The organism is Conexibacter sp. CPCC 206217, assembly GCF_030646165.1.
GTDB lineage: Bacteria > Actinomycetota > Thermoleophilia > Solirubrobacterales > Solirubrobacteraceae > Conexibacter.
Map to the genome: position 1 here is coordinate 706,566 of NZ_JAUTDO010000001.1, position 25,544 is coordinate 732,109.

The following is a 25,544-nucleotide window of genomic DNA, read 5'->3' on the forward strand; positions in this document are numbered from 1 at the left end:
TAGGCTTCGCTCTCCGAAGCTCCCAAAAGCTGCAGAACTTTCACGTTTCCGATCCACCGAGAGCGGAAACTGTGTGGACTCGGGAACTTGCGAGAGGGCGACAGGTCGTCGTTTCACTCGCGAGAACAACGCACAAGGGAGACCGGGGATGGACCTTCTCCAGATCATCGGCATCGTCGTCGCCGTGTGGATCGCGCTGTCCGCGCTGATCGTCGCGGTCACCGTCGCAGCCGGTCGTGCCGATCGCCGTGACCGCCGCTTCGGCGGCATCGGGGCGAAGGCGGCGAGAGCCGCCCTGCCAGGGCAGCAGAGATCGCGTTTCCGCACCCGGCGCGCCGCCCCGGTGGCGCAGCGCAGCGCGCCGGATCAGCGGGCGCAGGCGGCGATGCGGGCCGCGATCCGCTAGCGGCGCGGCCCGCGAACCCCGGGCCGGGCGCACCGGATCGGGGCACGCGCAACGACTCCGCTGCAGCGAATCGCGGTGCGGGCCGCGATCCGCTGGCAGCGGATCGCTCGCCCGCGCCGGGCGCTGCTAGCGGCGGCGCCGCTTCTTCCGGCGGCCGAACAGGATCCCGCCGACGGCGGCGATACCGCCGCCGATCACGAAGCCGGTGACGGCCGCGGCGACGATCGCCTCGGTCTGCTTCGCGGCCAACTGCTTGCGCCAGTCGGTCAGCTCCTCGACGTGGCCGCGCAGCGTCTCCAGCGACGCGCCGAGGTCTCTGCGGTTGGCCTCGATCGAGGCGCGGATCTGTTCCGGCGTGCGCGGTGCGGCGGGCATCAGGAGACCCCTCTGACGGACGGGGTGTCGTCGCCCGACACCGTCTGCTTGATCTTCTTCGCCTCTGCGATCGCCATCTCCGGCGACGGCGGCGAGCCGGCCTTGACAGCCTTGTACGCCAGCATGCCGGCGAGTGCTCCGAGCAGGAACAGCACGAGCGCGACGACGAGGAAGCCGAACCAGTAGTTCTGGCCCCAGCCGCTCAGCTTCCAGACGCCCCAGGCAGCCGATTCGAGCAGGTAGAGCAGGCCGACGACGACGAAGATGCCGGCGGCGATGCCGACGATCGCGCCCTTGACGAGCTTCGTCACTCTGGCGCTGATCTCGGCCTTCGCGAGCTCGATCTCCTCGCGCACCAGCAGCGAGGCCTTCTCGGAGACCTCGGTGATCGCCTGGGCGATGCTTCTGGGTGTCGGATCGTCAGCGGGCAAAGCGCTTGAGGACCGTTGCGAGCAGGAGGCCGCCGGCGAATGCGGCGCCCACGTGCAGCTCGGGTCTGTCGAGGGGCAGGCCGGGGATCGTCAGCGGCGCCTTCGGCGGCGGCGGGCCGGCGGGCGCGCCGAGCGGCACGCTCACGGTCGCCTGCGCGACCGTCGGCGCGGCCTCGCCGGCCGCGGCCTCACGGCCGCCGACGGGCGGGACGCCAGGGTTCGACGCGCTCACTCCGGCGGCTCCTCGCCGAAGGCGCGGGTCCAGATCAGCGTCGCGAGCCGCTGGGTCGCAATGCTGGCGAGCGCGCCGATCCCGGCCAGCAGGCCGGACCAGACGAGTCGCTTGACGAGATCGCTTTCCTTCATCAGCTCAGGCATTCAATCAGCTCTCCCGGCGGCTTCGCGCTAACCCTCGACGCGCTCCAGCCCACCGCAGATCGTCTCGACAATAAGGGTCTTGGCATTCTCATATTCCCGATCGCCGACCGGGAGCAACGAGAAGATCCAGCCTGTCAGAACCTGCTCGACGGCGCCATAGAAGGCAAGCGCGGCGAAGTCCGGAGTGACGTCGTCGCGGAAGACGCCCTCGCGCTGCGCTCTGTCGACGATCGCCGCGATCTGCACGTACGCCTGGCGGATCTGCGGCAGGTGCGTGCGGCCGAACGTGTTCGCCGCACGTGTGACCTCGACGATGATCACCTTCATCAGGTCCGGGTCGTGCCGGTAGGAGTCGACGATGAACGAGGCGATCGCGTAGAGCTTCTGTCTCGGCGGGATCTCCTGCGCGTCCACCTCGGTGATCGCGTGCAGGAGGATGTCCCAGCGCTCGAGGAAGAGCGTGTCGAGGATCTCGTCCTTGCTCTTGAAGTAGTGGTAGACGAGGCCGTAGGCGACTCTCGCCTCGTCGGCGATGTCGGACACGCGACAGGTGTGGAAGCCGGTGCGCGCGAAGACGTGGACCGCCGCGTCGAGGATCAGGCGCCGCTTGTCGACCGCGGCCTGCGTGCGCGCCATCAGACCGCCGCCTCGACGCGCTGCTCGGGCCAGGCGTAGGTCTGCGGGCGCCGGTTCGCCAGCGACGGCAGCGTCGCGCGGATCTGCCGCTGGCGCTCGAGGTCCAGCTCGGCGACGACGTGCCCCTCGTCGTCCGGCGCGAGCGCGAGCACGAGGCCCCACGGGTCGACGATCATCGAGCGCCCGCCGGAGCGGTTGCCGGGCGGGTGGGCGCCGATCTGGTTGGGCGCCACGACGAAGCACTGGTTCTCGATCGCTCGTGCGCGCACGAGCACCTCCCAATGGTCGCGCGTGGTCGCGAGCGTGAACGCCGACGGCAGCGTCACGACGTGCGCGCCGCGCAGCGCGAGGATGCGGAACAGCTCCGGGAAGCGCAGGTCGTAACAGATCGCCATGCCCAGCTCGACGGGCTCCGCGGCTGCGGCGATGGCGTCGTCGCCGGCGGCAGCAGCGGACGCCGCGACGGGCGCGCTGCCGAGCGCGCTCGTCACCAGCTCCTCCCCCGGCTCCTCGCCGTCGGACTCGCGGTAGGCGGTGCCGGAGACCTCGACGTCGAACAGGTGGACCTTGCGGTAGGTCGCGCGGATCTCGCCGTCGGGGCCGACGTGGACGCTCGTGTTGGAGCGCTTCTCGCGGCCCTCGACGTGCTCGACGATCGAGCCGGCGACGAGGTCGATCTGCAGCTCGCGCGCGGTCGCACGCGCCCACGAGATCGCGGGGCCGTCGAGCGTCTCGGCACCGGCCGCGAGCTGCTCGGGCGTCCCGAGCACGCTCCACTTCTCCGGCAGCGCGACGAGCGCCGCGCCGTCGCGGGCGGCGGCGCGGACGAGTCGATCGGCAACCGCGAGGTTGCGGTCGCGATCCTCAGTAGAGTTCATCTGGATCGCCGCGGCGCGCACGGTGTGGTGATCCTCCAAGGCAGGGCAGATTGACTGGTCAGTCAATCCCGAAGGCCGAAGGATACCGCAGCCGCATGGCGTCATCGACCGACGATCCACACGTCGTCTCCAGCGGGAACTCCGCCCCGGCGAAGGCGGCTGCCAACGACGCCGGCGCGGCGACAGGCAGCCCGCCGAGCGCCGCCGCCACGCCCGCGCCCAGCGCCGCCGTGGTCCTGCCTGTTGACGGCGCTGCGACGGGCGACCTCGCCTTGTCTGGCCCCTTCGGCCCCTACCGCGCGCGCTACGGTGGCGCGCGACCGGCGTCGATCGCCGCGCTGGCGCTCCCGCCGGCGCGGATGCCGCTGCGGCGCGGCACGCGACCGCTGAAGCAATGGCGCTACGTCGGCGTCTACGGCGATCAGCTGATGCTGTGCGTCGGGGCGGTGCGCGTCGGCGTCGCGCAGCAGTCGTTCTGGGCGGTCTGGAGCCGTGCATGGGAAGCGCGATTGCGCGAGCGCACGCGCCTGTCGCACCGGGGCGTGGTGCTCGGGATGGACCGGCCGGGGCGTGTGCAGGTGCGCGCCGACGACGTCGAGATCGACCTGCTGCTGGACGAGGTCGACGGCGTCGAAACGGTCTGCCCGCACGGCGGCGCCTACGCCTGGACACGCAAGCAGGGCGGCGTGCGCGCCCACGGCGAGGTCGTGCTCGACGGCGTCGCGCACGCGCTCGACGCGCGCGCGATCGTCGACGACAGCGCCGGCTACCACGCCCGTCGCACCGCCTGGCGTTGGTCTGCCGGAGTCGGGCGCACCGACGACGGTCGCGACGCCGCCTGGAACCTGGTCGAGGGGATCAACGACCCGCTCACCGGCTCCGAGCGGACCGTCTGGCTCGACGGCGAGCCGCGGGAGACCGCCCCGGCCCGCTTCGCGCCCGACCTCTCCGGCGTCTCGACCGACGACGGCGCGACGCTGCGCTTCGCCGCCGAGGCCGTGCGCGAGCGCGAGGAGAACATGCTGCTCGTGCGCAGCTCCTACCGCCAGCCGTTCGGGACGTTCAGCGGCACCCTCCCGGGCGGTATCGCGCTCGCCGAGGGCTTCGGCGTGATGGAGCGGCACACAGCCCTCTGGTGACCTCTCACGGCTCCCGTCGCTCGTCGCGTTGGCGGCGCAGCTCGGCGAGCAGGAGCTTGGAGTGGAGAGCGCCGATCAGTTCGCGCAACGGCTCGGTGCCCGAAGCGACGATCTCGACGGCGCGGTCGGGGTCGACGCGGGCGGCGAGGCGATGCAGCAGCGTGCCGACCTCCTCCTCGACGAGCGGCTGCAGCGCCTCGCGGTAGCGGATCGTGTCGTAGACGGTGAAGCCGATCGCCTCCTCGAAGCCGCCGGCGCGAAAGCGCGAGATCGCCTCGATGATCTGCACGTCGTCGGCGTCGTAGCCGCGCGAGGTCGGCGTCAGCACGCCGATCTGCTGCATCCGGTCGAGCACGTTGCGCGGCACGTCGTAGCGCTCCTGCACCGCCGTGCGCGAGACGCGCGTGCGCTCGCCCTGGGCGACGGCGCGCTCGATGATCCGGTCCTCCAACTCGACGCGTGCCTCCAGCCGCGCGGGATCGTCGCGCAGCGCGTCGCGGATCACGCGCAGCGGCATGAAGCGCTCCTCCTGCAGCCGCTTGATCAGCCTGATCCGATCGACGAAGTCGGGCGGGTAGTAGGCCATGTTGCGACTCGTGCGCACGACGTCGCTCTGGTCGCCGAGCAGGCCCTCGCGCAGGTAGTGCTTGATCGTGCCCGCGGACACGCCCGAGCGCTCGGCCAGCTCGCTCATCTTCAGCAGCCCGTTCTCGCGCGGGCTCGCGCCGCCCTCGCCGGCGGCCGCCGGCCCGTCCTCGCGTGACACCGCCTCAGCCAAGGAACGACCCTCGCACGCCGGACGCCGGGCCAGCCGCCGCGCCGGACTCCTTGAGCGCCGCGATCTGCTCGTCCGTATAGCCCGCCTCCGTCAGCACTGCGTCGGTGTCGCCGCCGAGGACCGGGCCCGGGGCGCGGGTCGGATCTCCGGGGGTGCGGCTGAGCTTGACCGGCAGGCCGAGCATGCGGACCGGCTCGACGGCGCCCGGCTGGTCCAGCCCGACGACCATCTCACGCGCGGCCACCAGCTCGGAGTCGAGCGCCTCGTCCAACTCCAGCAGCGGCTCCAGGCAGCAGTCGTGCTCGCGCGCGAACGCCTCCCATTCGCCGCGCGTGCGCGCGGCGAAGATCCGCTCGACCTCGCCGTGGGCGTCGCTGCCGGGCGGCTCGAACTGGCGCTCGATCAGGTCCTCGCGGCCGACGCCGCGGCACCATGCCTGCCAGAACTTCGGCTCCAGCGCGCCGAGCGTCACCCAGCCGTCGGCGCAGGCGTACGGGCGGTAGCAGACGATCGAGCCGGACAACGGCAGGCCGCCGCGCCGCAGCGGCGTCCCGGCCGGGTCGTTGAGCTGCTGCGCTGCTTGCATCGCGAGCCACGACAGCGCGCCGTCGGTCATCGAGACGTCGACGAGCTGACCCTCGCCGGAGCGGTCGCGCTCGCGCAACGCCGCGAGGATCCCGACCGCGCCCATCAAGGCGCCGCCGCCGACGTCGGCGATCTGCGCCGACGCCTGCACCGGCGGCCCGTCGCGCTCGCCGGTCAGCGCCAGCAGCCCGCCGAGGCCGAGGTAGTTGGTGTCGTGGCCGGCGCGGTCGCGCAGCGGCCCGTCCTGGCCGTAGCCGGTGATCGCGCAGTAGACGAGGCCGGCGTTCTCCTCACGCAGCCGCTCGTAGCCGACGCCGAGGCGGTCGAGCACGCCGGGCCGGAACGACTCCAGCAGCACGTCGGCGTCGCGCACGAGCCGCAGCAGCACCTCGCGCCCGGCCGCCGACTTCAGGTCGAGCCGGATCGAGCGCTTGTTGCGGTTGAGTGCGAGGAACAGCGCCGATCTGGCGGAATCCTCGACGCCTTCGACGTACGGCGGCGACCAGCGCACGTAGTCGCCCATCCCCATGTCCTCGACCTTCAGCACGTCCGCGCCGAGGTCGGCGAGCAGCAGCGAGCAGAACGGACCGGGCAGCAGGCGGGAGAGGTCGAGGACTCTGAGGCCCGTGAGCGGACCGCTCATGCCGGCGCCCGTTCCCGCTTCGGCACGCCCAGCATGCTGCGCGTCTCCTCCACGCTCGCCACCCGCCGACCCACGTCGCGCGCCATCCGCACGGCCTGCGCGATCAGGTCGCCGTTGGAGCGCGCCATCGCGCCGTCGGGGAGGTAGAAGTTGTCCTCCAGGCCGGCGCGGACGTTGCCGCCGAGCGTCAGCGCGGTCGCGATCAGCGTCCACTGGGCGCGCGAGATCCCGATCACGCCCCACTCGTTGCCCCCGTCGGGTCCGCCGGGCACGTTCTCCGCCATGTGCGCGAGGTTGCGCGCGGTCGGCCGGATCCCCCCCGTGACGCCCATCACGCACGAGATCTGCAGCGGCTCGCGCAGGATCCCCATGTCCAGCAGCGGGTCGAGGTTGGCGATGTGGCCGGTGTCGAAGCACTCGTGCTCGGGCTTGATCCCCTCCTCGTTCATCGCGCGCAGCAGCGTGATGATCGACTCGAAGCTGTTCTCGAAGACCGTGTGGAAGACGAAGTCTCTGCGTCTGCGCGAGTACTTCGCGTAGTTCATCGAGCCCATGTTCAGAGCGGCGACGTCCGGCTTCAACGCGCGCAGGTAGGCGATCCGCTTCTCCAGCGAGACGCCGAGGGCGCCCGTCGAGTAGTTGATCACGACGTCGCCGACCGCGGCCAGGATCGCGTCGGTGATCGCGCGGAAGTCCTCGATCTCGTACGACGGCGTGCCGTCGGGCGTGCGCGCGTGGATGTGGATCATCGACGCGCCCTCGTCGACCGCGCGGCGCGCCTCCGCGGCGTACTCCGCCGGCGTGTACGGGATCGCCGCGCACTGCTCGCGGTTGGCGATCGCGCCCGAGATCGAGCAGGTGACGATGACGGGATCTTCGAGGCTCATACCGGCACCACCCCATGTCGCTTCCAGGGCCGCTCGACGCGCTTGCCCTCCGCCATCTCCAGCGCGCGCACGATCGTCGGGCGCGTCTCGCGCGGGTCGATCACGTCGTCGATCATTCCGTTCCCGGCCGCGACGTAGACGTCGATCACTCTGCGGTACGCGGCGACCAGCTCGGCTCTCTTGGCGGCCGGATCGTCGGCCTGCTCGACGACTCTGCGCATCACGATCTCGACCGCGCCCTCGGCCCCCATCACGGAGATCTCCGCACTCGGCCAGGCGACGATCAGGTCCGGCTCGTACGCCTTGCCGCACATCACGTAGTAGCCCGCGCCGTAGGCCTTGCGGATCACGACGGTGATCTTCGGCACGGTCGCGTTGGCGACCGCGTGGAGCATCTTCGCGCCGTGACGGATGATGCCGGCCGCCTCGACCTTCGTGCCGACCATGAAGCCCGGCACGTCCTGCAGGAAGACGAGCGGGATCCCGTACGCGTTGCAGAGGTTGACGAAGCGCGCGGCCTTGTCGGCGGAGTCGATGTCGAGGATCCCGCCGAGCTGCTTGGGCTGGTTGGCGACGATCCCGACCGGCCGCCCGCCGAAGCGCGCGAAGCAGGTGATCAGCGTCTTCGCCCACTGCGGCTTCATGTCGAAGTACTCGCCGTCGTCGACGATCCGCCGGATCACCTCGTACATGTCGTACGGCTTGCGGTTGGACTCCGGCAGCACGTCGAGCAGGTCGTCGTCCATGCGGTCGACCGGGTCGCTGACGGGCCGCACGGGCACCGGCGCCTCGCAATGCTGCGGCATGAACGAGAGGTACTGCTTGATCCGCTCGACGCACTCCTCGTCGGAGGCGACCTCGAGGTCGCCGACGCCGGACTTGCGGCAGTGCACGCGCGAGCCGCCGAGCTCCTCCTGCGTCACGTCCTCCCCGACCGCCGCGCGCACGAGGTGCGGGCCGGCGAGCGCCATCGAGCCGCGCCCCTTCACCATCGGGACGAAGTCGGCGAGTCCGGGGATGTAGGCGGTGCCGGCGGCGCACGGCCCCATCAGCGCGGCGATCTGCGGGATCACGCCGCTCATCACGACCTCTTCGCGGAACAGGTGGCCGGAGCCGGCGAAGAGCGAGCCGACCGCCTCCTGGATCCGTGCGCCGGCCGAGTCGAGCAGCCAGATGAACGGGATCCGCTTCGACAGCGCCAGCTCGCGCAGCCGCGTCACCTTGATCTCGCCGGTCATCCCCATCGAGCCGGCCATCACCGTGAAGTCGTAGGCGCAGACCGCGACCATGCGGCCGTCGACCTTGCCGTAGCCGGTGATGACGCCGTCGGCCGGCGCCTCCTTGCCCTCCAGCCCGCGCACGGAGAAGTGGATGCCGGCGTTGATCCCCAGCTCGGTGAAGGTGCCGTCGTCGATCAGCAGCGCAAGCCGCTCGCGCGCGGTCAGCTTGTCGGCCGCGTGCTGTCTGGCGATCTTCGCCTCGCCGCCGCCGAGCGCCGCCTTCGCGCGCCGCTCGTGCAGCTCCTCGACGAGCGGGCGCAGGAGCGACGGCGGCGAGGTCATTGTCCTGTCCATTGCGGCTCCCGTCTTTCGAAGAACGCTCTGACGCCCTCCTGGATGTCGTCGGTCGAGAAGGCGAGCGCGAGCTGGGCGCGGAGGTAGTCGAGCGCCTCCTCGAACGCCATGTCCTGCTGGCGGTACATCGCGTCCTTGCCCATCTTCATCAGCAGCGGCGTCTTGCGCGCCAGTCGGCCGGCCCAGTCGGCGACGGCCGCGTCGTACTCGTCGGCCGCCACGACCTTGTTGACGATCCCGATCCGCTCCGCCTCGTGCGCGTCGAGCTGGTCGCCCAGCAGCAGCAGCTCGTTCGTCTTCTTGCGCCCGACGTTGCGGTAGATCAGCGCCATGATCATGAACGGGAAGACGCCGACGTTGATCTCCGGCGTGCCGAAGCGCACGCCCTCCTTCGCGACGATCAGGTCGCACGCGAGCGCGACGCCGAGCGCGCCCGCGAGCACGTGGCCGTTGGCCGCGCAGATGCTCGGCTTGCCGAGCTGGCCGATCAGCTTGAACAGCGTCGTGAAGCGCTCGATCGCGGCGTACTTGTGCACCAGCGGCGCCTGCGCGGCGAAGCCGCCGAGGTTGCCGCCGGAGGAGAAGACTCTGGCGTGCGTCGAGGTCAGCACGACGCAACGGACGGTGTCATCGTCGCGTGCCGCGGCGAAGGCCGCGAGCAGGTCGTCGAGCAGCTCGTCGGAGAGCGCGTTGCGGGTGTCGGGCTGATCGAGTGAGATCGTGGCGACGGCGTCGGCGACGTCGTAGCGGAGGGTTGCGTAGTCCACGCGGCCAATTCCTGTGAGAAGTAGGACGTTTCACTTCCAACTCTGGCGCCGAACGCGACATGCGTCAAGGCGGACCCGCTGCCGCCGATGCGCAGACAGCACAGGTTTAGGCGGGCTTAACGCGCGGGAACGTTGGCGTCTGGTCGCTTTCCCCAGGCACGGGCCCGGCGACCGTCGTTCGTCCCACGACTCACCAGGAGGTCTCCCTTGGAGACACGTACCAGCACGCGCGGCCGCTCCCTCTCGGTCGCGTTGCTCGCAGCGCTGCTCGCCAGCGCCGTCTCGCTCGCCGCCGCCCAGGCGGCCAGCGCCGCACCCCAACTGCTCGCGCCCGGCATCGGCAAGACGCTCGCCAGAGGCTCGCAGCCGCTCTTCAAGGCACGCGACACCGACCCCAACGCACGCCGCTACAGAGTCTTCATGACGATCTCGAGATCGAAGAAGCTCGACAAGGACGGCGACCTCAAGCAGACGAGAGGCTCCGGCACGTTCACGAGCATGAGACAGTCCGGCAGATACGGCTTCACCTACAAGCCGCCGGCGTACTCGTTCCCTGAGTGGTTCATGCAGGCGCCGGGCACCTACTACTGGCAGGCCTATCACATCGACTGCCGCGTCAAGGGCTGTCACGTGCACAGCAAGGTGCGCTCCTTCAAGGTCGCGTAGCTCGCGCAGGCGGTGGCCTGACCGGCGCAGCCGGAAGTAGGAAGTTCTACTGTTCACTTTCTTCGCCCGCCCACGCGCACCGAGGAGAGACGCCGCATGGCCACCGCCGCCGACGTGCTGAAGCCCGACCACGGCGCTCAGCGCAAGCACTTCATCTTCACCGAGGAGCACGAGCGACTGCGCGAGTCGATCGCGCGCTTCGTCGCCAAGGAGCTGGCGCCGCACGCCGAGGAGTGGGAGGAGACGACCTTCCCCGACTCCGTCATCCGGCGGATGGGCGAGCTCGGCTTCCTCGGCCTCTCGGTGCCCGAGCAGTACGGCGGCCAGGGCGGCGACTACTACGCCAACCTCGTGCTCGCCGAGGAGATGGCCGGCGCCCGCTGCGGCGGCCTCGCGATGGGCGTCGCAGTCCACACCGACATGGCGACGCCGCCGATCCTCGCGTTCGGCACCGAGCAGCAGAAGCAGGCGTACCTGACGCCGGCGATGAGAGGCGAGAAGATCGCCTGCATCGGCATAACGGAGCCCGACGCCGGCTCCGACGTCGCCGGCATCAAGACGCGCGCCGTCCGCGACGGCGACGAGTGGGTCATCAACGGCTCCAAGACCTACATCACCAACGGCCACCGCGCCGACTACATCGTGCTGATGACGAAGACCGGCGACGCGGACGCCGGCTACGAGGGCTTCACCGTCTTCATCGTCGACATGGACCTGCCCGGCGTGATCCGCGAGAAGCGGCTCGAGAAGCTCGGGATGCACGCCTCCGACACCGCCCTGCTCGCGTTCCAGGACGTGCGCGTGCCGGCCGACGCGGTCCTCGGCGAGATCGGCAAGGGCTTCTACCACATCATGTGGGAGCTGCAGGGAGAGCGCCTGATCGGCGCCGCGGGCTGCGTCGCCGGCGCCCAGCTGGCGTTCGACCAGACGCTGCAGTACGCGCTGGAGCGGACCGCGTTCGGCCGTCAGATCGGCAAGTTCCAGGTCACGCGCCACAAGTTCGCCGAGATGGCGACGAAGATCGAGTCGGCGCGGCAGATGGTCTACACGACCGCCTGGCGCTTCAACAACGGCGAGTACCCCGTGCGCGAGATCTCGATGGCGAAGCTGCACGCGGCGCGGATCGCCGTCGAGGTCGCTGACGAGTGCATTCAGATCTACGGCGGAGCCGGGTACATGAAGGAGTATGGGATCGAGCGCGTCTGGCGTGACATGCGTCTGAACCGCATCGGCGCGGGCACCGACGAGATCATGCTCGACGTGATCGGCCGTTCCTACGGACTGTGAGGAGGCTTCGTCATGGGTGAGATCACCGCCGGGCCCGGGTACGCGGTCGGCAACCTCGACGCGATCGGCGCCGGCCCCGGCTTTCGCAAGATCCGCAGAGAGCTGGGCGTCACCGCGTTCGGCATGAACGCGATCGTGCTGCCGCCGGGCTACGACACCGGCAGCCACTACCACGAGCACCAGGAGGAGACGTACTTCGTCCACTCCGGCCGGATCGCGATCACCTTCGGCGACGGCACGACGCACGAACTGGATCCCGGCGGCCTCGCGCGCGTCGACGCGACGACGGTGCGCAACGTCAGAAACATCGGCACCGGCGACGCGATCTACGTGATCGTCGGCGGCAAGGACGGCTACGTCGGGCGCGACGGCGTGAAGGTCAACCCGGACGGGTCCGAGGCGCGGTGAGCGGCGCGGCGCTCGCGTCGTTGCTGCAGCGGATCGGCGCGGGCGCGGCGGCCGGGCGCGGCCGGTGAGCGCGAGCGACCTGCTCGCGCGGACCGGCGCGGGCGCGGCGGCGCGCGCCCGGCCGCTGCCCCCGCTGACGGACCGCCACGTCGCGCTGCGCGCCGAGATGCGCGCGTTCGTCGAGCGTGAGCTGGCGCCGCACGCCGAAGCGTGGGAGGTGGCGCGCGCGTTTCCCGACGCGGCGCTGCGGCTCTGCTGCGAGCGCGGCTTCGTCGGGCTGAAGTTCCCGCCCGAGCACGGCGGCGCGGGCGATCCCGTCGCGGCCGCCGTGTTCGCGGAGGAACTGGCGCGCTGCGGCTCCGGCGGGGTCGGCGCCGGGATCGGCGCGCACGCCGGGATCGCGCTGCCGCCGGTGTGGCGCTTCGGCACGCCCGACCAGCACGAGCGCTTCCTGCGGCCCGGGATCCGCGGCGAGAAGCTCGCCGCGCTCGGGATCACCGAGCCCGACGCCGGCTCCGACGTGGCCGCCCTGCGCACGCGCGCCGAGCAGGTCGACGGCGGTTTCCTCGTGAACGGCTCCAAGCTCTTCATCACCAACGGGATGCGCGCGGACTTCGTCGTGACGGCGGTCAAGACGACCGCCGACGGCGGCCACGGCGGGATCTCGTTCCTGCTGATCGAGCGCGGCGAGGGGATGACCTCGAGCCCGATCGAGAAGCTCGGCTGGCATGCCTCCGACACCGCCCTGATCACGTTCGACGACCTTTTCGTGCCTGCCGAGAACCTGCTCGGCGAGCTGCACGGCGGCTTCAGGCTGATCATGGTCAACTTCGCCTGGGAGCGGCTGATGATGGCGCTCGGCGCCCTCGGCGCGCTCGACGTCGTGCTGGAGCGGACGGTCGCGTTCCTGCGCTCGCGCGCGCGGCGCCCCTCGCAATCGGCGCGCCACCGCGTCGCCGAGGTCGCGACCGCGCTGGAGACGGGCCGCGCATTGACCTACCACGCGCTGCGCCTGCACCTCGCCGGCGCCGACTGCGTACGCGAGGTGACGATGGCCAAGCTCGCGACCCAGCGCGCCGCCTACGACGGCGCCGACAGCTGCCTGCAGATCCACTTCGACGCCGGCGAGCACGCCGAGCCGGCGCTGGAGCGCGCCGTCCGCGACCTGCGCCTCGGCCCGATCGGCGGCGGCACCGACGAGATCATGAAGGAGATCCTCGGCAAGACGATGGGCCTCTGAGCGGCGCCGGGCGACCGGCGCCGCTCGCGGCGCGGACTCAGAGCGCGGCGAACAGCGCTCTGACGTAGGCCACGCAAACCGCTTCCACACGTGCCGCGGGAATCGCCAACCGGACCCCGCGCGTCGCCAGTTCGACGCCAGGCCGTCCGCGCCGTCCGAACAGGCGCGTCAGATGGTCGAGTCCGATCCGCGTGGAGGCGCCGGCGACCTCGTCGGAGAGCAGGCGCGAGCAGGTCCGCGCGACCGCGACCGAATCGGTCGCGAGCATCAGCCGCAGGACGTCGACGGCGTCCTTGTCGTCGAGACGATCGCGCCGGCCGCTCGCCTCCCGCTCGCCAAGCTTGTGCGCCTTGGCGATGAGCAGCGCGGCGTGGCCGGCGACGTTGACCATGCGCGAGCGCGCGTCCTGCGGGTCAAGCGCACGGATCCCCATCGGCTCGTGATCGACGAGTGCCGCCTCCAGCCCCGCGATGCGGCGAGCGGCGCGCCGTCCGTGGTCCGGCAACCGGGCCCCTCGGCGACCTCCGGGCGGGGCCGCTCCATCCGGGACGATCAGATCGAGCGGTATCTCAGCTTCAACGCCCTCGATGGTGGCGGAGGCGAGCCAGATCCCTGGCTCGACATGGCCGCCGATCTCCTGCAGCCGGAACCCGCGAGCCGTCATCGCAGCCTCCAGGGTCGGTTCCTTCACGAGCAATGCCGGGTCGAGCACGAGATCTCCGTCCGTCGTGAACGGGGCAAGCGGGAGCGCATCGACGCCACCGTGCAGGTAGATCGCCTGCGCCCCGACGACGACGATCGCCTCCAGCTGCGGAGCTAGGCCGTCGAGCGCGTCGAGCAGGACGCGGCGCGCCGCGACGTAACGCGGGTCGAGCGTGGGCGTCTGGCTCATGCCGCAGCTGGGACGGACAGCCCGGCGAGCGAGTCCGCGCGCCAGCTCGACTCGTCGCCCGCCATCCAGCTCAACACGGCCTCCCCTTCGGCGGGCATGCGGCCAGTGCCGGTCAGGCAGTCGACGGCGATCTGTGCGGGAGCCACGGTGTCGACCGCGTCCATCCGTCTGACTCCGGTCCAGACGACGTCATCGAACGGTCTCAGAAGCACGACGTTCGCGCCTTCATCCGCGGGCAGAAGTCCGAGCTTGCCGGCGACGCCGTCGACGTGCTCGCAGTAGACCGTCAGGACCGCGGGAGCGGCGACGGGTGCGAGTCGCACTGCCGCGAACGAGCCGGTCACTGCGACGCGCCCCGGCATGTCCGCGAGCGCTGCGTACGCTTCCGCAGCGTCGCGTGCGACGAACCCGCGCGCTGCATTGGCGCTCAGCACGTCGTAGCTCTCGGCCCACCGACGCAGCAGCGCGATCGTCTCGACCGACTCGACTCTTCCGCGCGGCCCTCGCTGCACCAGCGCTTCGCGGTCGAGCGTGTCGAGCATGCGCGAGACGTAGCCGGGCGCCAGTCGGGTCGCGTCGGCGAGCTCGCCGACGCCGTACGGAGGCCGCACGTCGACCAGCGCGCGGATCAGGCGCCCCGACTTCGGACCGCGCACGCGCGCCGCGCCGCGGACAGATGCCTGCGGATCTCTCGTCGCCCCGGACGACGAGATGAACACGGCAGGATCGTCGGCTTGGATGCGCACGTTGCCGGTGGGATCGAGATAGTTGATCTGCTCCTCGACCAGCAGCGTCTGCGCACGCGGCCCGATCCAGGGAGCGATGACCAGCACCGGCACTTCGGGGGCAAGGTTGCGAATCGCTCGGCCGAGTCCCGACAAGATCGTCGGCACATCACGCGGAGGAAGGGATCTCCTGACTTCCAGTGCGAGCCATTCGGCCGTCCCGTTCGGCGCGCTGATCACGAATGCGCGCGTGCCGCCATCCATCGGCGCGTACGCGACCGCCCACGGCGCTGGCAGAAGCGCATCGAGGCGCTCACGTGCTTCTTCCACAAGCGTTTCCTCATAGGCATGATTCCCTATCATCGCAAATCAAACTATACAGGAAAAATTTCTCTAAGATTTGAGTTTGCCGATAAGGAGAACGTCCCGATCGAAGCAATGTCGCAGCGAGGCAACCGGCGCCGACAGCCGCACGGCGGACGTATCGTGCGCCGCCTCACCACGACCACGGCTTCAAGGAGATGAGCATGGGAGTTCTCGACGGGAAGGTCGCGATCGTCACCGGCAGCGCGCGCGGGATCGGCCGCGCGACGGCGGAGCTGCTCTCGTCGCAGGGCGCCAGCGTGCTGATCAACGACCTCGACGGCGACGTCGCGCAGCGGACCGCGTCCGAGATCGCGGGCGAGACGACCGTCTTCGCCGGCGACCTGACGAAGGGCGACGCGCCGGACAGGCTGGTGCAGGCGGCGATCGACGCCTGGGGCAGAATCGACATCGTCGTCAACAACGCCGGCTACACGCTCGACGCGCCGGTCCACAAGATGAGCGACGACTGGTGGCAGCGGATGCTCGACATCCACGTCACGGTCCCGTTCAGAGTCGTGCGCGCCGCCGCGCCGCACCTGCGCGAGCCCGCGAAGGCGGAGCGCGAGCAGGGCGTCGAGGTCTTCCGCAAGATCGTCAACGTCTCCTCCACCTCCGGCACGATGGGCAACGCCGGGCAGGCCAACTACTCGGCCGCGAAGTCCGCCGTCGTCGGTCTCACGAAGACGCTCGCGAAGGAGTGGGGCCAGTTCAAGGTCAACTCCAACGCGGTCGCGTTCGGCTTCATCGACACGCGCCTGACGCAGTCCAAGGACGCGGCGAACACGATGGTGATCGACGGCGAGGAGGTCCAGCTCGGGATCCCCGACCAGCTGCGCGGGATGTCGCAGATGCTGATCCCGCTCGGCCGCGCCGCGAAGCCCGAGGAGGCCGCGGGCGCGATCTTCTTCCTCTGCTCGCCGTGGTCCAACTACGTCCACGGCCAGACGCTGCACGTGACCGGCGGGCTGTTCGGCGGGATGACCGGCTAGCGGACCTTCAGGCCGGCAGGGCTTCGAGCAGCCGCTCGAGGTCCTGCTCGTCGCTCCAGCCGCCGAACGAGGCGCGCAGCAGCTCGTCGCCCGGCAGGAAGCGCACGACGACGCCCGCCTCCAGCAGCGCCTCGGAGCGCGCCGGCGCGTCGTCCTCGTACCACGAGACGAGCGTCGTGCGGTCGCGCGGCAGCACCGTGCGGCCGCGCTCGGCGAGCCGCCGCGCAGCCAGCTCGGCGAGGTCGTGCGCGCGCCGGTGGATCGCGTCCCAGCCGGTCTGCTCGAACAGCTCCAGCATCGCGACCGCGTGCGCGAGCGCAACGCTGCTCAGCGCGGGCGTGTCGAACGCGCCCGCGTCGGCTCTCGGCTCGGCGTCGAGTCCGGCGGCCGGGTCGGCGAGGTTGAGGTAGCCGGGCGTCGGCACCGTCAGCCGCTCGCGCGCCTGCGGCGAGACCCACAGCATCCCGCTCCCGGTCGGGCCGCACAGCCACTTCTGGCCCGAGCCGGCGTAGAAGTCGGCGCCCAGCTCGGCGACGTCGATCGGCACCGCCCCGACGCCCTGGGCGCCGTCGAGCAGCACCAGCGGGGGCGCCTGCGCGAGCGCCGCGGTCGGCGCGAGCGCACCGCTGCGCCAGCTGACGTGCGAGCAGGCGACGAGCTTCGTGCGCGGACCGATCGCCTCGGCCAGCTGCGCCAGCGGCGCCGTGCGCACCTCCACCCCGCGCGCCCGCTGGCCGGCCAGCGGCCCGGTCACGCCCGGGTGCTCCTCGTCGCTGGTGAGGATCTCGTCGCCCGGCTGCAGGTTCAGCGAGACGAGCACGCGGCCGACGCCGTCGGTCGTCGAACTGGTCAGCGCGACCTGCTCGACGGGCGCGCCGAGGTACGCGGCGTAGCCGGCGCGCTGGCGCTCCATCATGTCTCTGTAGCCGACGAAGAACGGCATCCCGCCGCGACCCTCGCGCTCCTCCAGTTCGATCTGCGCGCGCGACGCCGCGGCGGCGACCGACGCGATCGGGCCGTTGGTGCCGGCGTTCAGGTACGCCAGCCGCGACAGGACGGGGAACTGCGCACGCAGATCCGCGAGCGACTCAGCAGTCACGACCGCGAGTTCCCGAGACGCGACGGATGGCGGTGCGCCGCCGTGGGACTCGCAATGCGAAGCACTCAGCCCTTCTGGAGCGTCTTGGCGCGCTTGTCCTGCTGCTCCTGCCAACGCTCCCTCGACTCGCGCATGACCTCGATCGCGGCCTCCTTCGGGAACCAGCCGTCGACCTTGACGACCTTGCCCTCAGGCGTCTTGTAGATCGAGAAGAAATGCGAGATCTCGTCGCGCAGCGGCAGCGAGAGGTCTTCCAGCTCGTTCATCCAGTTCCAGTTCGGGTCCTCGAGCGGGACGCACAGGACCTTGTCGTCGATCCCCTTGTCGTCGCGCATCTTGAACAGCGCGATCGGCTTGACGGGGATGACGCAGCCGGGGAACGTCGGCTCGGAGACGCAGACCATCGCGTCGAGCGGGTCGCCGTCCTCGCCGAGCGTCTCGGGGATGAAGCCGTAGTCGGTCGGATAGACCACGGAGGAGAAGAGGAAGCGGTCGAACTTGATCGCGCCCAGCTCTTCGTCCCACTCGTACTTGTTTCGGCTGCCCTTCGGGATCTCGACCAGGCAGTGGAGGATCTCAGTCATTCGCCCCAACGATACTGGGGCGCGCCCGCGGAACGCGCTCCCGGCGCGGGCGCACATACGCGTACCATGTCCGCGCGATGGCACACGAGCACGGTCACTCACACGGAGCCGGCGGCGTCAGAGACGCGCGCGCGTTGAAGATCGCGCTGGCGCTGATCGTCAGCTTCATGCTGGTCGAGGTCGTCGTCGGCATCATCGCCTCGTCGCTCGCGCTGCTGTCGGACGCGGCGCACATGCTGACCGACGCGGCGGCGCTCGCGCTGTCCCTCTTCGCGCTGAGGATCGCCAGACGGCCGGCGCGCGGCGCGATGACCTACGGCTTCGGCCGCGTCGAGATCCTCGCCGCGCAGGCGAACGGGATCACGCTGCTGCTGCTGGGCACGTGGATCACCTACGAGGCGATCACGCGGCTGTTCGACCCGCCGGCCGTCGAGGGCGGCCTCGTGCTGGCGATCGCGCTGCTCGGGATCGTCGTCAACATCGCCGCGACGTGGGTGCTGGCGCGCGCCAACCGCGAGAGCCTCAACGTCGAAGGCAGCTTCAAGCACATCCTGACCGACCTCTACGCCTTCATCGGCACCGCGATCGCGGGCCTGATCATCGTGCTGACCGGCTTCTCGCGGGCGGATCCGATCGCTTCGATGGTCGTCGCGGGGCTGATGCTGCACGCCGGCTACGGGCTCGTGAAGGCGAGCGGGCGCGTCTTCCTGGAGGCCGCGCCGGAGGGCTTCGACCCGCAGCAGATCGGCCGCACGCTCGCGGCGCACCCCGGCGTCGTGGAGGTCCACGACCTGCACGTCTGGGAGGTGACCTCGGGCTTCCCAGCGCTGTCGGCGCACGTCGTCGTGAGAACGGGGATCGACGTGCACGAGCTGCGGATGGCGCTCGCGGAGGAATTGACCGAGCGCTTCGACCTGCACCACACGACGCTGCAGATCGACCACGAGCAGGGGCCGCTGCAGATCCAGGTCGTGCCCGCGGCGCTGGCGGACGGAGATGCCGCCCCGCCGGGCGGGCGTCAGGCCGGCGAGGGCGTGACGGTGACCTCGCCGAGCGACAGCCGCGCGCCCGAGAAGTAGTCGCCCGCGGGCGAGGCGAGGTAGGCCGCCAGCGCGGCCAGCTCGCCGTCGGTCGTGCGCGGGCCCGGCGTGATCGCGACCGCCCGGACCCCGAACCGCGACCACTCGATCGAGAGCGTCCGGGCCATGTTCTCGGCGGCGCCGCGGATCGCTTCGGCGTGGGGGTCCGGGGCGGCGGGCGCGGGCGCGGGCGCGACGAGCGTCACTCGCCCCGGTCTCCCCCGCTCGATCCAGGCCGCGTTCGCAATCGCGCGGACCGTCACCCAGGCGCCGTCGAGCGTCGCGCGCAGTCCCTCGACGCCGCCGCTCCCGAACGCCGGGCGCAGGTCGTGCACGAGCGCGTCGATCGCGCCGTGCGCAGCGAGCGCGCCCCGCACGTGCTCGCTCGCCGCCTGCTCGTCGAGCGTCTGCGGCAATGTCGCGGCGGTCGCTCCGAGCGCGCCCAGCGACGGCGCGAACGGCCCGCCGCCGCCGAGCGCGATCACGGTGTCGGCGAGCAGGCCGGGGCGCAGCAGTGCGGTCGGATCCATCGGCCGCGAGCCTACCCGGCGCGCCGCCCGACTCGCGCCGGCCGCCTTTCCGAGCAAGGACCGAAGGATTGCTGCCGTAGAGCAGCAGCAATCCTTCGGTCCTCCGCCCAGGCGGCGCCGAACCGAAGTCCGGTGCGGCGGGTAGGCTCGCCGCGATGGCCGTTGCGACCGAGCCGAAGCCGCTGACGCACCCGCTGCCGGGCGGGCGCGAGGGGGCGCGCGTGCGACTGACGCCGCTGCTGGCCGGCGAGCTGGCCGCGCCGCCCGCCTACCTCGCCCGGCGCGACGGTCGGCTCGGGGTGCTGCGCGACCGGCTGCAGGTGCTCGGGAGCAGACGCTCGGGGTGGCTGCAGCTGCCGGTCCCCGCCTTCCTCGTCGAGCATCCGAGCGCCGGACCGCTGCTGGTCGACACCGGCTTCCATCCCAGCGTCGTCGACGGCGTCGAGGCGAACATGGGCCGCGCCGCGCGGGTGCTCTACCACGTGCGGATGGAGCGGGAGCAGGCGATCGCGAAGCAGCTGGAGACGCGCGGGATCGCCGCGACCGACGTCCGCACCGTCGTGATGACCCACCTGCACGTCGACCACGCCAGCGGCGTCTCCGAGTTCCCCGCCGCGACGTTCGTCGTCGACGCGCGCGAGTGGGTGGCGGCGAGCGCGGGCGGCACGCGCAACGGCTACCACGCGCGCCAGTTCGACCACGCCTTCGACTGGCGCACGATCGACTACGGCATGCAGGCGATCGACTCGTTCGCGAGCTTCGGGCAGTCGTTCGACCTCTTCGGCGACGGCGCGGTGCGGCTGCTGTCGACGCCCGGTCACAGCGCCGGCCACCAGTCGGTGCTGCTGCGCCTGAGCGCGCGCGAGGCGCTGCTGACCGGTGACGCCGCCTACACCTGGGCCGCCCTGCGCGACGGCGCGATGCCGCTCGTGCTCGACGACGAGCACCGCTACAGGCGCTCGATCGGAGAGCTGGCGCTCTACCTCAGACAGACCCCCGGCGCGCTCGTGATCCCCGGCCACGACGCCGCGGCGTGGGCGAAGCTGGAGGAGCGCTACGAGTAGCCGGCGCGAGCCGCCGGGCGACGTGCCGCGGCGGGCGAGCTGCGCGGGCCGGCTACGCCGTCGCCGCGCGGCGTTCCTGGCGGACGCGCTGGGCGACGCCCTTGGGGCCGAGCTGCTCGAGCTGCGCGTAGAGCGCCTTGATCTCGGTGAGGACCGCGTCCGCGACCTCCTGCTGCTGCTCGCGCGTCGGCTTCTCGATTCTGTCCCACTGCAGCGGCTCGCCGTACAGCACGAGCACCTTCGGGAACTGCAGCTTCTTCCAGTTGCGCACTCTGACGGAGCCGTAGACCGCGATCGGGACGATCGGCGAGCCGGACTGCAGCGCGATCCGGCCGATGCCGGGGCGGGCGCGGTCGCTGACCTTGCCGTCGCGCGAGCGGCCGCCCTCGCAGTACATCACCAGCGCACCTCTGCGCTCGAGGATCGAGTACGTCGTGATGAAGGCGTCCTCGTCGAACGCGCCGCGGCGGACCGGGAAGACGCCGCCCGGCGAGAAGACCCACTGGCCCGGCGGCTTGAACAGCTGCGACTTCGCCATGAAGCGCACGCGTCGGCGGATGAACGCGCCGACGAAGAAGTGGTCCATGAACGACGCGTGGTTGGGCGCGAGGATCACGGCGCCCTCGTTGGGCACGCGCTCGGAGTGGTAGCCGCGCATGCGGAACGCGATCAGCCCCCACAGGACGGTCAGCACGCGCGTGACCTCGTAGACCCAGTTCGGCTCGTGCGTGCGCGCGCGCTGATGGAACTTGTCGAAGTATTCCTTCTCGCGCGAGTCCTTGTAGACCTGCGCCTTCATGCTCGACAGTCTCGGATCTTGCTCGGCCATCGGCCGCAGCTTACTGCCGTGCCGGGCCGCGCGGCGCGTCCGCCCGTGCTGGACGGACACGCGCTCGCGCCACGGTCAGTGCAGCTCCTCCTCGCGCCCCTGCTGCGGCAGCAGCAGCGCGAGCACCGCAGCCGCCGCGATCACCGCCAGCTCCGCGATCAGCACATGCTCGAGCGCGTCGACGAAGCCCTGGGAGTCGAGCGTCGTGAAGAAGAGCGTGCCCAGCAGCGCGATGCCGACGGCGGAGCCGAGCTGCTGCAGTGCGTTCAGCACGCCGGAGGCCGAGCCGACCTCGTCGTCGGCGACCGCCGCGAGCACGAGGCTGAACAGCGGCGCGACGACGAGGCCGATCCCGACCCCCGCCACCAGCTGCGGCACGGCCAGCTGCCAGGTCGTCACGTCGAGCCCGTTCGCGTCGACGACCAGCAGCAGCGCGACCGTCCCGATCGCCATCACGACCAGCCCGGCGTGCAGCACCTTGCGCCCGAAGCGGGGCGCGAGCAGGGCGCCGCCGAGCCCGGCGCCGATCGCCATCCCGAGCGACTGCGGCGCGAGGCTGAGACCGGCGTGGATCGCGCTGAAGCCGAGCCCCAGCTGCAGGTAGAGCGTCAGCACCAGCATCAGCCCGACCATCCCGGCGAAGAACAGCAGCATCACGAGGAGGCCGCTCGTGTAGGCGCGCTTGGCGAAGATCGAGGTCGTCACGAGCGGGTCGCGCCCGGCCCGCTCGCGCCGCCGCTCGTGCCAGCCGAAGACGATCAGCAGCACGCCGCTGGCGGCCATCATCGCGAACGTCCAAGCCGGCCAGTCCAGCTCGCGGCCCTGGATCAGCGGGTAGATCAGCAGGCCGACGGCGAGCGCGACGAGCGCGGCGCCGACGCCGTCGAGGTTGCTGACGCCGTCGGTGCGCGACTCCGGCAGCAGCGCGATGCCGGCCGCGACGGCGACGATCCCCAGCGGCAGGTTGACGAGGAAGACGAGGCGCCAGCCGGTCCCGAACAGGTCGGCGTCGACGAGCGCGCCGCCGACGATCGGACCGAGCACGGCGGACAGGCCGATCACGGGGCCGAAGAGGCCGAACGCCTTCGGCAGCTCCTCGGTCGAGAAGGCGGAGCGGATGATGCCGAAGCCCTGCGGGATCATCAGCGCGGCCGCGAGGCCCTGCAGCAGGCGGAACGCGATCAGCACGCCGCTGCTGGGCGCCACCCCGCACAACAGCGAGCAGACGGTGAAGGCGGCGGTGCCGATCAGGAACAGGCGCCGGCGGCCGAACAGGTCGCCGAGGCGGCCGCCGAGCACGAGCCCGACGGCGAGCGCCAGCGCGTAACCGCCGACGATCCACTGCAGCGCGGTCGTGGAGGCGTGCAGCTCGGCGCCGATCGACGGCGCGGCGACGTTGACGATCGTCCCGTCGAGCAGGTCCATGCACTCGACGGCGAGCACGACGAAGAGGATCAGCCAGCGGCGCGGGTGGCCGGCTGAAACGGCGGGAGCGGCGGGAGCGGCGGGAGCGGATTCGGTGGTGGCGGCAGTCACGGGGGCCTCGCGATGCGAACGGTGTTTGCTGGATACGAACGATGTTTTCTAGTTCGAACACTGTTCTAGCGTACAATCGCTGTTCGTGTCAACCGATCCCGAGCTCCCGCCCGCCCCCTGGTCACGCAGCAGACCGCGACGCGTCCCGTCGAAGGCACCGCTGACGCAGGACGCGATCATCGAGACGGCGCTCGCGATTCTCGACGCCGAGGGACTCGACGGGATCTCGATGCGCCGGATCGCGGAACGGCTCGAGACCGGCCCGGCCTCGCTCTACCAGCACATCGCGGACAAGGAGGAGCTGCTGGAGCAGCTGCTCGACCGCGTGCTCGGCGAGGTCGAGCTGCCGGCGCCCGACCCGGACGACTGGCAGACGCCGTTGAAGCAGATGCTGCGCGAGCTGCGCAGCGTGCTCGCCGCGCACAGAGACCTCGCCTACGTCACGCTGGGGCGGGTCCCGACCGGCCCCAACGGGCTGCGCGGCGCGGAGACGCTGCTGGCGATCATGCGCGCCGGCGGGGTGCCAAGCCCGATCGCCGCCTACGCGGTCGACTCGCTGGCGCTGTTCGTCGGCTCGGTCGTCTACGAGGAGGCGATCCAGGTCCAGCGGATGGGCGACACCGGCGCGGAGGCCGAGTACTTCGAGGGGATCCGCAGATACTTCGCCGCGCTCCCCGCCGAGCGCTTCCCGACGCTCGTCGCGATGGTCGATGACCTGACGCGCCACGGCGACCACGAGGACGAGCGCTTCGAGTTCGCACTCGACGTCCAGATCCGCGGGATCGCGGCGCTCATGGCCGAGCGCGAGCGGTGAGCGGGCCGCGCCGCGCAACGGTCCTGCGCCGCCGCGCGCTGGCGCTGACGGCCTTCGTCGCGTTCTTCGTCGTCGGCTTCTTCGCGGTGCGGGCGGGGCTCGACGTCGTCCGCGGGTACGACCCGCAGGGCGCGAGCGTGACCCACGTCGAGCTGCGCAGCGACGCGCTCGACGGGCGGACGGTCGAGCAGACCTACGTGACGCCCGACGGCGCCTCCGCCGGGCGCCCGCTGCTCGTCTTCCTGCACGGCCGCGGCAGCGACGGCAACGACTCCAACCTCTCCGACGAGCTGTTCGCGGCGCTGCGCAGACTCGGCCCGCGCGCGCCGGTGATCGTCTTCCCGGACGGCGGCGAGGCGTCGTACTGGCACGACCGCGACGACGGCGCGTGGGGTCGCTACGTGCTGCGCGAGGCGATCCCCGCCGCCGTGCGTCGGCTCCACGCCGACCCCGACCGGATCGCGATCGGCGGCATCTCGATGGGCGGCTTCGGCGCCTACGACATCGCTCGCGCGCGGCCGGGCCGCTTCTGCGCGGTCGGCGGCCACTCGGCGGCGCTGTGGCAGTCGGCCGGCGACACGGCAGCCGGCGCGTTCGACGACGCCGCGGACTTCGAGCAACACGACCTGATCGCGGCCGCGAGCGAGGACGCGTCCCCCTGGCGCGGCATGCCGCTGTGGCTCGACGGCGGCGACGAGGACCCCTTCCGCGGCGGCGACGACGCCTTCGCCGCCGCGCTCAGAGCCGGCGGCGCGAACGTGCAGCGTCACATCTGGCCCGGCGCCCACGAGGGCGACTACTGGCGCGCCCACATCGGCGAATACCTGCGCTTCTACGCGAACGCGCTGGCGAACTGCAGACGCTGAGCCGGCGACGACCTGCATTCCCGGGTCGGACATCGACCCGAGAATGCGCCTGTCCAGGGCTACCGCCGCGCGACGTAGACCGCGAGGAAGTCCTTCAGCTGGCGGCCGCGGTGCAGGAATCCGCGCAGCGTCTTGCCGGTCGCGCGGTGCGTCAGCTGCAGCTCGACCTCGCGCACCCGGTAACCGGCGCGGACGGCGTCGACGGTCATGCCGATCTCCATCCCGAAGCGCGGCGCGAACGGGACGACGGCGGGCAGCATCTCGGCGCGCAGCGCGCGCTGGCCGGAGATCGGCGCGGTCGTCGCGAGGCCGCAGCGACGTCGGATCGCCCAGCGCGCGAAGCCGACCGCGAGCCCGAAGCCACCGCCGACGCGGCGCGCGAAGGCGGCGACGGCGAGGTCGGCGTCGCCGCGCGCGACCGTGTCGACGAGCTGCGCGAGCGCCGCCGCGCTGGTCGCGAGGTCGCCGTCGCACAGCAGCACGACGGGGGGATCCGGCTCGTCGGCGAGCGCCAGCAGGCGCTGGGCGCCGAGCGTCGCGGCGCCGCCCTTGCCGATGTTGCGCGGGGAGCGCACGACCTCGGCGCCGTGCGCGGCGGCGACCTCGGCCGTGCCGTCGGTGGAGCCGTCGTCGGCGACCACGACGCGCGCGCCCGGGAAGACCTCCTGCAGCGCCGCGAGCGTCGCGGGCAGCCGATCGGCCTCGTCGTGCGCGGCGATCAACACGACCGGCGCTCTCCCGCCGGGCGTCGGGGTGGGGTCAGGCGTGTGGGGGGAAGCTTCGTCGGTCATCGGGCGCGGCGGCTATTCTGGCGCTCCACGGAGCCGGCTGCGGCGCCGTTCCCCGTTGCGCATCTTCTAGGAGGTCCCCGTGGCTGACGTCGAGGCCCACATCACCGGCACGATCTGGAGAATCGAAGTCGAGGTCGGCGACACGATCGACGAGGGCGACACGGTCGTGATCCTCGAGTCGATGAAGATGGAGATGCCGGTCGAGGCCGAGGATCCCGGCACGGTCAAGGAGATCCGCTGCACCGAGGGCCAGGCGGTCTCCGAGGGCGACACGCTGGTCGTGCTCGAGTAGATGGACGACG

At 71.4% G+C, this 25,544-nt stretch carries 31 protein-coding genes; 12 read left to right on the forward strand and 19 right to left on the reverse strand.

Features of this window, described 5'->3' with window-relative positions; all coding sequences use genetic code 11:
• Positions 1-148 precede the first annotated feature (148 nt).
• A complete protein-coding gene (locus Q7L65_RS03355) occupies positions 149-406 on the forward strand; it encodes a hypothetical protein (protein ID WP_304718817.1) in 258 nt (85 codons plus the stop codon).
• Between the two features lie 126 nt (positions 407-532).
• On the opposite strand, the gene Q7L65_RS03360 is transcribed toward Q7L65_RS03355, so the two are convergent.
• From Q7L65_RS03360 to Q7L65_RS03385, 6 genes are read right to left on the reverse strand one after another with little or no spacing between them, the layout of a single operon-like run.
• Positions 533-781: a DUF3618 domain-containing protein gene (locus Q7L65_RS03360; RefSeq protein ID WP_304718818.1), complete on the reverse strand. Its 249-nt coding sequence runs from the start codon at positions 779-781 to the stop codon at positions 533-535.
• Positions 781-1,212 carry a phage holin family protein gene (locus Q7L65_RS03365; protein WP_304718819.1) on the reverse strand — a complete coding sequence of 144 codons (432 nt, stop codon included), beginning with the start codon at positions 1,210-1,212 and terminating at the stop codon, positions 781-783. The genes Q7L65_RS03360 and Q7L65_RS03365 overlap by 1 nt, the downstream gene beginning before the upstream one ends.
• Positions 1,202-1,444 carry a hypothetical protein gene (locus tag Q7L65_RS03370; RefSeq protein WP_304718820.1) on the reverse strand — a complete coding sequence of 81 codons (243 nt, stop codon included), beginning with the start codon at positions 1,442-1,444 and terminating at the stop codon, positions 1,202-1,204. The genes Q7L65_RS03365 and Q7L65_RS03370 overlap by 11 nt, the downstream gene beginning before the upstream one ends.
• The gene (locus Q7L65_RS03375; RefSeq protein WP_304718821.1) at positions 1,441-1,578 is read right to left on the reverse strand and encodes a hypothetical protein; all 138 of its coding nucleotides are present in this window, start codon (positions 1,576-1,578) and stop codon (positions 1,441-1,443) included. Before Q7L65_RS03375 ends, Q7L65_RS03370 begins: the two co-directional genes overlap by 4 nt.
• A gap of 39 nt (positions 1,579-1,617) precedes the next feature.
• Positions 1,618-2,226: a TetR/AcrR family transcriptional regulator gene (locus Q7L65_RS03380; RefSeq protein WP_304718822.1), complete on the reverse strand. Its 609-nt coding sequence runs from the start codon at positions 2,224-2,226 to the stop codon at positions 1,618-1,620.
• Positions 2,226-3,125 carry a carbon-nitrogen hydrolase family protein gene (locus tag Q7L65_RS03385; protein ID WP_304718823.1) on the reverse strand — a complete coding sequence of 300 codons (900 nt, stop codon included), beginning with the start codon at positions 3,123-3,125 and terminating at the stop codon, positions 2,226-2,228. Before Q7L65_RS03385 ends, Q7L65_RS03380 begins: the two co-directional genes overlap by 1 nt.
• 74 nt (positions 3,126-3,199) lie before the next feature.
• Here Q7L65_RS03385 and Q7L65_RS03390 point away from each other — a divergent pair, with 74 nt between their 5' ends.
• Entirely contained in the window at positions 3,200-4,243 is a 1,044-nt protein-coding gene (locus Q7L65_RS03390; RefSeq protein WP_304718824.1) for a DUF2804 family protein, read from the forward strand.
• 4 nt (positions 4,244-4,247) lie between these two features.
• On the opposite strand, the gene Q7L65_RS03395 is transcribed toward Q7L65_RS03390, so the two are convergent.
• Genes Q7L65_RS03395 through Q7L65_RS03415 form a run of 5 tightly spaced genes read right to left on the reverse strand, consistent with a single transcriptional unit; the run spans position 4,248 to position 9,477 of the window.
• Positions 4,248-5,009 carry a MerR family transcriptional regulator gene (locus Q7L65_RS03395; protein ID WP_304718825.1) on the reverse strand — a complete coding sequence of 254 codons (762 nt, stop codon included), beginning with the start codon at positions 5,007-5,009 and terminating at the stop codon, positions 4,248-4,250.
• 4 nt (positions 5,010-5,013) lie between these two features.
• A complete protein-coding gene (locus Q7L65_RS03400) occupies positions 5,014-6,249 on the reverse strand; it encodes a CaiB/BaiF CoA-transferase family protein (protein ID WP_304718826.1) in 1,236 nt (411 codons plus the stop codon).
• Positions 6,246-7,136, reverse strand: a complete 891-nt coding sequence (locus Q7L65_RS03405) for a 3-keto-5-aminohexanoate cleavage protein (protein WP_304718827.1) — start codon at positions 7,134-7,136, stop codon at positions 6,246-6,248. The genes Q7L65_RS03400 and Q7L65_RS03405 overlap by 4 nt, the downstream gene beginning before the upstream one ends.
• Positions 7,133-8,710 carry an acyl-CoA carboxylase subunit beta gene (locus tag Q7L65_RS03410; RefSeq protein ID WP_304718828.1) on the reverse strand — a complete coding sequence of 526 codons (1,578 nt, stop codon included), beginning with the start codon at positions 8,708-8,710 and terminating at the stop codon, positions 7,133-7,135. The genes Q7L65_RS03405 and Q7L65_RS03410 overlap by 4 nt, the downstream gene beginning before the upstream one ends.
• The gene (locus tag Q7L65_RS03415) at positions 8,695-9,477 is read right to left on the reverse strand and encodes an enoyl-CoA hydratase/isomerase family protein (RefSeq protein WP_304718829.1); all 783 of its coding nucleotides are present in this window, start codon (positions 9,475-9,477) and stop codon (positions 8,695-8,697) included. Before Q7L65_RS03415 ends, Q7L65_RS03410 begins: the two co-directional genes overlap by 16 nt.
• Before the next feature lie 207 nt (positions 9,478-9,684).
• On the opposite strand from Q7L65_RS03415, the gene Q7L65_RS03420 reads away from it, so the two are divergent.
• From Q7L65_RS03420 to Q7L65_RS03435, 4 genes are all read left to right on the forward strand, one after another.
• Entirely contained in the window at positions 9,685-10,143 is a 459-nt protein-coding gene (locus Q7L65_RS03420; RefSeq protein ID WP_304718830.1) for a hypothetical protein, read from the forward strand.
• 96 nt (positions 10,144-10,239) lie between these two features.
• Positions 10,240-11,430: an acyl-CoA dehydrogenase family protein gene (locus Q7L65_RS03425; protein WP_304718831.1), complete on the forward strand. Its 1,191-nt coding sequence runs from the start codon at positions 10,240-10,242 to the stop codon at positions 11,428-11,430.
• Positions 11,431-11,442: 12 nt separating this feature from the next.
• Positions 11,443-11,838: a cupin domain-containing protein gene (locus Q7L65_RS03430; RefSeq protein ID WP_304718832.1), complete on the forward strand. Its 396-nt coding sequence runs from the start codon at positions 11,443-11,445 to the stop codon at positions 11,836-11,838.
• Between the two features lie 64 nt (positions 11,839-11,902).
• Positions 11,903-13,078, forward strand: coding sequence for an acyl-CoA dehydrogenase family protein (locus Q7L65_RS03435; protein ID WP_304718833.1), 1,176 nt, complete (start codon positions 11,903-11,905; stop codon positions 13,076-13,078).
• Between the two features lie 37 nt (positions 13,079-13,115).
• On the opposite strand, the gene Q7L65_RS03440 is transcribed toward Q7L65_RS03435, so the two are convergent.
• Together Q7L65_RS03440 and Q7L65_RS03445 are read right to left on the reverse strand one after the other, a co-directional pair.
• Positions 13,116-13,970 carry a hypothetical protein gene (locus Q7L65_RS03440; protein WP_304718834.1) on the reverse strand — a complete coding sequence of 285 codons (855 nt, stop codon included), beginning with the start codon at positions 13,968-13,970 and terminating at the stop codon, positions 13,116-13,118.
• The gene (locus Q7L65_RS03445) at positions 13,967-14,809 is read right to left on the reverse strand and encodes a type IV toxin-antitoxin system AbiEi family antitoxin (protein ID WP_304718835.1); all 843 of its coding nucleotides are present in this window, start codon (positions 14,807-14,809) and stop codon (positions 13,967-13,969) included. Before Q7L65_RS03445 ends, Q7L65_RS03440 begins: the two co-directional genes overlap by 4 nt.
• 413 nt (positions 14,810-15,222) lie before the next feature.
• On the opposite strand from Q7L65_RS03445, the gene Q7L65_RS03450 reads away from it, so the two are divergent.
• Entirely contained in the window at positions 15,223-16,050 is an 828-nt protein-coding gene (locus Q7L65_RS03450; protein ID WP_304718836.1) for an SDR family NAD(P)-dependent oxidoreductase, read from the forward strand.
• A 7-nt stretch (positions 16,051-16,057) separates the two neighbouring features.
• Here Q7L65_RS03450 and Q7L65_RS03455 read toward each other — a convergent pair whose 3' ends face one another.
• Positions 16,058-17,149, reverse strand: coding sequence for an aminotransferase class V-fold PLP-dependent enzyme (locus Q7L65_RS03455; RefSeq protein ID WP_304718837.1), 1,092 nt, complete (start codon positions 17,147-17,149; stop codon positions 16,058-16,060).
• Between the two features lie 65 nt (positions 17,150-17,214).
• Complete coding sequence (locus Q7L65_RS03460; RefSeq protein ID WP_304718838.1) at positions 17,215-17,733, reverse strand: inorganic diphosphatase; 519 nt, start codon at positions 17,731-17,733, stop codon at positions 17,215-17,217.
• Positions 17,734-17,810: 77 nt separating this feature from the next.
• On the opposite strand from Q7L65_RS03460, the gene Q7L65_RS03465 reads away from it, so the two are divergent.
• Positions 17,811-18,812, forward strand: coding sequence for a cation diffusion facilitator family transporter (locus Q7L65_RS03465; protein WP_304718840.1), 1,002 nt, complete (start codon positions 17,811-17,813; stop codon positions 18,810-18,812).
• Here Q7L65_RS03465 and Q7L65_RS03470 read toward each other — a convergent pair.
• Positions 18,752-19,342: a hypothetical protein gene (locus Q7L65_RS03470; RefSeq protein WP_304718841.1), complete on the reverse strand. Its 591-nt coding sequence runs from the start codon at positions 19,340-19,342 to the stop codon at positions 18,752-18,754. The two genes, Q7L65_RS03465 and Q7L65_RS03470, sit on opposite strands and share 61 nt — an antisense overlap.
• A gap of 155 nt (positions 19,343-19,497) precedes the next feature.
• Between Q7L65_RS03470 and Q7L65_RS03475 the strand changes: the two genes are divergently transcribed.
• Positions 19,498-20,406, forward strand: coding sequence for an N-acyl homoserine lactonase family protein (locus tag Q7L65_RS03475; protein ID WP_304718842.1), 909 nt, complete (start codon positions 19,498-19,500; stop codon positions 20,404-20,406).
• A 52-nt stretch (positions 20,407-20,458) separates the two neighbouring features.
• Here the strand turns inward: Q7L65_RS03475 and Q7L65_RS03480 are convergent, their stop codons facing one another.
• Complete coding sequence (locus Q7L65_RS03480) at positions 20,459-21,235, reverse strand: 1-acyl-sn-glycerol-3-phosphate acyltransferase (protein ID WP_304718843.1); 777 nt, start codon at positions 21,233-21,235, stop codon at positions 20,459-20,461.
• Between the two features lie 75 nt (positions 21,236-21,310).
• Entirely contained in the window at positions 21,311-22,771 is a 1,461-nt protein-coding gene (locus Q7L65_RS03485; RefSeq protein WP_304718844.1) for a DHA2 family efflux MFS transporter permease subunit, read from the reverse strand.
• A gap of 85 nt (positions 22,772-22,856) precedes the next feature.
• Here Q7L65_RS03485 and Q7L65_RS03490 point away from each other — a divergent pair, with 85 nt between their 5' ends.
• Positions 22,857-23,585, forward strand: a complete 729-nt coding sequence (locus Q7L65_RS03490; RefSeq protein WP_304718845.1) for a TetR/AcrR family transcriptional regulator — start codon at positions 22,857-22,859, stop codon at positions 23,583-23,585.
• The gene (locus Q7L65_RS03495; RefSeq protein WP_304718846.1) at positions 23,582-24,451 is read left to right on the forward strand and encodes an alpha/beta hydrolase family protein; all 870 of its coding nucleotides are present in this window, start codon (positions 23,582-23,584) and stop codon (positions 24,449-24,451) included. Before Q7L65_RS03490 ends, Q7L65_RS03495 begins: the two co-directional genes overlap by 4 nt.
• A gap of 59 nt (positions 24,452-24,510) precedes the next feature.
• Here Q7L65_RS03495 and Q7L65_RS03500 read toward each other — a convergent pair whose 3' ends face one another.
• Positions 24,511-25,242 (reverse strand): glycosyltransferase family 2 protein, encoded by a 732-nt coding sequence (locus Q7L65_RS03500; protein WP_304718847.1) that lies wholly within the window; start codon positions 25,240-25,242, stop codon positions 24,511-24,513.
• Between the two features lie 79 nt (positions 25,243-25,321).
• Between Q7L65_RS03500 and Q7L65_RS03505 the strand changes: the two genes are divergently transcribed.
• Positions 25,322-25,534, forward strand: a complete 213-nt coding sequence (locus Q7L65_RS03505; protein WP_304718848.1) for a biotin/lipoyl-binding carrier protein — start codon at positions 25,322-25,324, stop codon at positions 25,532-25,534.
• Positions 25,535-25,544 lie beyond the last annotated feature (10 nt).

Bases quoted from the DNA above. Each gene is read 5' to 3' on its own strand.
- Q7L65_RS03440 (WP_304718834.1), bottom strand. From the start codon at position 13,970: ATGAGCCAGACGCCCACGCTCGACCCGCGTTACGTCGCGGCGCGCCGC.
- Q7L65_RS03460 (WP_304718838.1), bottom strand. From the start codon at position 17,733: ATGACTGAGATCCTCCACTGCCTGGTCGAGATCCCGAAGGGCAGCCGA.
- Q7L65_RS03465 (WP_304718840.1), top strand. From the start codon at position 17,811: ATGGCACACGAGCACGGTCACTCACACGGAGCCGGCGGCGTCAGAGAC.
- Q7L65_RS03500 (WP_304718847.1), bottom strand. From the start codon at position 25,242: ATGACCGACGAAGCTTCCCCCCACACGCCTGACCCCACCCCGACGCCC.
- Q7L65_RS03405 (WP_304718827.1), bottom strand. From the start codon at position 7,136: ATGAGCCTCGAAGATCCCGTCATCGTCACCTGCTCGATCTCGGGCGCG.
- Q7L65_RS03430 (WP_304718832.1), top strand. From the start codon at position 11,443: ATGGGTGAGATCACCGCCGGGCCCGGGTACGCGGTCGGCAACCTCGAC.
- Q7L65_RS03400 (WP_304718826.1), bottom strand. From the start codon at position 6,249: ATGAGCGGTCCGCTCACGGGCCTCAGAGTCCTCGACCTCTCCCGCCTG.
- Q7L65_RS03360 (WP_304718818.1), bottom strand. From the start codon at position 781: ATGCCCGCCGCACCGCGCACGCCGGAACAGATCCGCGCCTCGATCGAG.
- Q7L65_RS03425 (WP_304718831.1), top strand. From the start codon at position 10,240: ATGGCCACCGCCGCCGACGTGCTGAAGCCCGACCACGGCGCTCAGCGC.
- Q7L65_RS03380 (WP_304718822.1), bottom strand. From the start codon at position 2,226: ATGGCGCGCACGCAGGCCGCGGTCGACAAGCGGCGCCTGATCCTCGAC.
- Q7L65_RS03470 (WP_304718841.1), bottom strand. From the start codon at position 19,342: ATGGATCCGACCGCACTGCTGCGCCCCGGCCTGCTCGCCGACACCGTG.
- Q7L65_RS03390 (WP_304718824.1), top strand. From the start codon at position 3,200: ATGGCGTCATCGACCGACGATCCACACGTCGTCTCCAGCGGGAACTCC.
- Q7L65_RS03355 (WP_304718817.1), top strand. From the start codon at position 149: ATGGACCTTCTCCAGATCATCGGCATCGTCGTCGCCGTGTGGATCGCG.
- Q7L65_RS03475 (WP_304718842.1), top strand. From the start codon at position 19,498: ATGGCCGTTGCGACCGAGCCGAAGCCGCTGACGCACCCGCTGCCGGGC.
- Q7L65_RS03480 (WP_304718843.1), bottom strand. From the start codon at position 21,235: ATGGCCGAGCAAGATCCGAGACTGTCGAGCATGAAGGCGCAGGTCTAC.
- Q7L65_RS03450 (WP_304718836.1), top strand. From the start codon at position 15,223: ATGGGAGTTCTCGACGGGAAGGTCGCGATCGTCACCGGCAGCGCGCGC.
- Q7L65_RS03410 (WP_304718828.1), bottom strand. From the start codon at position 8,710: ATGGACAGGACAATGACCTCGCCGCCGTCGCTCCTGCGCCCGCTCGTC.
- Q7L65_RS03375 (WP_304718821.1), bottom strand. From the start codon at position 1,578: ATGAAGGAAAGCGATCTCGTCAAGCGACTCGTCTGGTCCGGCCTGCTG.